The sequence below is a fragment of the Inquilinus sp. genome (assembly GCF_057815775.1).
In genome coordinates this window covers 1-2,320 of record NZ_JBYRFX010001070.1, presented here as the reverse complement: position 1 = coordinate 2,320, position 2,320 = coordinate 1, and the positions used below count along the sequence as shown (strand labels likewise).

The window sequence follows — 2,320 nt, the reverse complement described above, 5'->3', positions numbered from 1 at the left end:
CCCCCTGCGCCATGCGCGACCTCGCCATCACGGCGCTATCAGGCACGGCGGTCGACTGGCATGTGATGTTCACCTCCCCCAGCCAGCGCGGCCTGTGTGCGGCGGTACAGGCGGGGCTGGCGATCTCGGTGATGACGCGCCATGAGATCGAGCCCGGCATGAGGGTGGTCGACGGCCAATACGGCCTGCCGGCCCTGCCGCAGGGCGATTTCACCCTGGTCTGGAGCCCCGGCGGCAAGACCGCCGCGGCGCGCGAGTTCGGCCGGATGATCCTGGCCATGCCGGAACCGCTGGCCGCGCCTACGCCGCGGCTGGTGGCGAACGCCTAAGACATCCGCCATCCCCTTGACCAATTCCGCAATCCGATCCTAGGCTGACTCGCAATTAAGGAAGCAGTTCCGCAATAACGGAACCAACACTTCCAGGCAGCAAGGAGGCTCATCATGTCGGGATCGGATCGGGGCGAAACCGGTTTGCCGGAGACAGCCGGAACGGACCATGCGACAGGCATGTCGCGACGCACGGTGCTGGGCGGCACCGCCACACTGGCCTTGGGGATGGCGATGGCGAAGGATGCAGGCGCGGCGCAGGCCAAGGCGCCGGGCAAATCCCGGCTGCTCTATATCTGCAGCTACACCGGCAAGACCGGCAACGGCCCGGGCATCACCCTGGCCCGGCTGGACGGCGACAAGGGCCGGCTGGAGATCGTCAAGAGCTTCGCCGGGCCGAACCCGTCCTGGCTGGCCTTCGCCCCGGACGGCGCCCACGCCTATGCGGTCAACGAGATCGAGGACTTTGGCGGCGGCAAGCAGGGCTCCGTCACCGCCTACAGCGTCGACCGCGAGACCGGCGACCTGACCATGCTGAACACCGTCGGCTCCGGCGGCACCGGGCCGGCCTATTGCAGCGTGCATCCCGCCGGCCGGCATGTGCTGGTGGCGAATTACGGCGGCGGCCAGGTCGCCGTGCTGCCGATCGCCGCGGACGGGTCGCTGCAGGCCGCCACCGACGTGCAGGCGCCGCAGGGCCCGACCGGCCCGGCCACGGCCGCCGCCGCACCGCCCGGCAGCTTCGCCTTCAGCGGCCATGATGCGTCGCACGCCCATATGATCGAGGCCGACCCGCAGGCGCGCTTCGTGCTGAGCACCGATCTCGGCCAGGACCGCACCTATGTCTGGACCCTGGATGCGGCGGCCGGGAAGCTGCACCCGGCCGACCCGGCCTTCTTCCCCGCCGCCTCCACCGGCTCCGGCCCGCGCCACTTCGCCTTCCACCCGAATGGCCGGGTGCTCTACACGGTCTATGAGGAGGCGTCGCAGCTCGCGGTGCATTCCTACGATCCCGCCACCGGCCACGCCGCCCTGCTACAGCAGACCGGCACGCTGCCGCCGGGTTTCGCCGGCTCCAGCTTCGCCTCGGCCCTGGCGATCAGCCATGACGGCCGCTTCCTCTATGCCGGCAACCGGCTGCACAACAGCACCGCCATCTTCGCCATCGAGCATGACGGCAAGGTGCGCTGGCTGGATGCGGAATGGACCCGCGGCGACTATCCGAACCAGGTGGCGCTGGACCCGACCGGCCGGTTCCTGTTCGCCTGCAACCGGCGCAGCGACCAGGTCACCGTGTTCCATGTCGACCCGCACAGCGGCAAGCTGGCCTTCACCGGCCAGTACCTGCCGGTGGGCAGCCCGAACATGGTGGTGTTCCCGCCGGCCTGACCTCCTCAGTCGATTTCCACCACCACTTTCCCGGCGGCATCGCCCGCGGCCACTGCGTCATGCGCGGCAGCGGCGGTCTCCAGGGTGAAGCGGCGGGGGTCGAGGATCGGCGCCAGCGTGCCGGCCTCGGCCAGGCCGGCCGCCTGGCGCAGGATCTCGCCGTGCCGGGCCCGGCCCTCGCCGGTCAGCAGCGGCAGCAGGGTGAAGACGCCGGAATAGGTCGCGGCGCGGAACGACAGCGGCGCCAGCAGGTGGTTGCCCCAGCCCAGGCAGCTAACGACATGGCCGAAGCGCCGCACCGCCTGGAACGAGGCGTCGAGCACGGGACCGCCGACCGTGTCGTAGACCAGGTCGAAGCCACGCCCGCCGGTGTGGGTCGCGACATAGGCCGCCACCATCTCGGCGGCATGGTCGATCGGCGTGGCGCCGAGGCGCGCCACCCGGTCTTGTTGCGCGGCCGAGGCGGTGGCGAAGACCCGGGCCCCGAAGGACTTGGCGATCTGCACTGCGACATGGCCGACGCCGCCGGCGCCGCCCTGGATCAGCACGGCCTGCCCCTCCCGCACATTCGCCCGGTCGACCAGCCCTTCCCAGGCGGTGAT

General features: G+C 70.7%; 3 protein-coding genes. 2 read left to right on the top strand and 1 reads right to left on the bottom strand.

All coding sequences use genetic code 11. The annotated features are described in order from the left end of the window. On the top strand, positions 1–329 hold a 329-nt coding region (locus AC3XYG_RS38335), incomplete at its 5' end, for a LysR substrate-binding domain-containing protein (protein WP_489145160.1). Positions 330–509: 180 nt separating this feature from the next. Then, the gene (locus AC3XYG_RS38330; protein WP_489145159.1) at positions 510–1,718 is read left to right on the top strand and encodes a lactonase family protein; all 1,209 of its coding nucleotides are present in this window, start codon (positions 510–512) and stop codon (positions 1,716–1,718) included. Positions 1,719–1,723: 5 nt separating this feature from the next. Here AC3XYG_RS38330 and AC3XYG_RS38325 read toward each other — a convergent pair. Further along, a partial coding sequence (locus tag AC3XYG_RS38325) for a zinc-binding dehydrogenase (RefSeq protein WP_489145158.1) occupies positions 1,724–2,320 on the bottom strand: 597 nt, incomplete at its 5' end.

Excerpts from the sequence above, each read along its gene's own strand:
- AC3XYG_RS38330 (WP_489145159.1), top strand. The coding sequence starts at position 510 with ATGTCGCGACGCACGGTGCTGGGCGGCACCGCCACACTGGCCTTGGGG.